Origin of the sequence: Pseudoxanthomonas kalamensis DSM 18571 (assembly GCF_010211745.1) — a bacterium.
GTDB lineage: Bacteria > Pseudomonadota > Gammaproteobacteria > Xanthomonadales > Xanthomonadaceae > Pseudoxanthomonas_A > Pseudoxanthomonas_A kalamensis.
On sequence record NZ_PDWQ01000114.1, the window covers coordinates 1 to 508 of the forward strand.

Genomic DNA, 508 nt, shown 5'->3' on the forward strand with positions numbered 1-508 from the left:
GTGATCGACCGGCTGGGCACGCGCATCGGCTACGCGCTGGCCATCGGCATCTGGTCGCTGGCGGCGATGGGCCATGCGCTGGCCGCCAGCGTGGCCGGCTTCATCCTGGCGCGCTTCGCCCTGGGCCTGGGCGAGGCCGGCAACTTCCCGGCCGCGGTCAAGAACGTGGCCGAATGGTTCCCGAAGCGGGAGCGAGCTTTCGCGGTGGGCATCTTCAACGCCGGCTCCAACATCGGTGCGATCCTGGCGCCGCTGGTGGTGCCGGTGGTGGCCGCGGCCTGGGGCTGGCAGGCGGCGTTCCTGTGCACCGGCGTGCTCAGCGCCACCTGGCTGGCGCTGTGGCTGGCCCGCTACCGTCCGCCCGAGCAGCAGCCCCGCCTGTCGGCCGCCGAACTGGCCCACATCCGCTCCGACTGCTTGGAAAAATTAGGTTATGGCAACAGTAAGAATAGCAGCAGGTATTCATCTAGTGATAATAAATATAAAACCGATAGATAACTGTCGAGTA

Annotated in this window: 1 pseudogene; it reads left to right on the top strand. The window is 65.7% G+C overall.

From position 1 onward, the window contains the following. A pseudogene (locus CSC70_RS14280) lies at window positions 1-423 on the top strand (MFS transporter); the annotation flags it as partial. Between the last annotated feature and the right edge of the window lie 85 nt (window positions 424-508).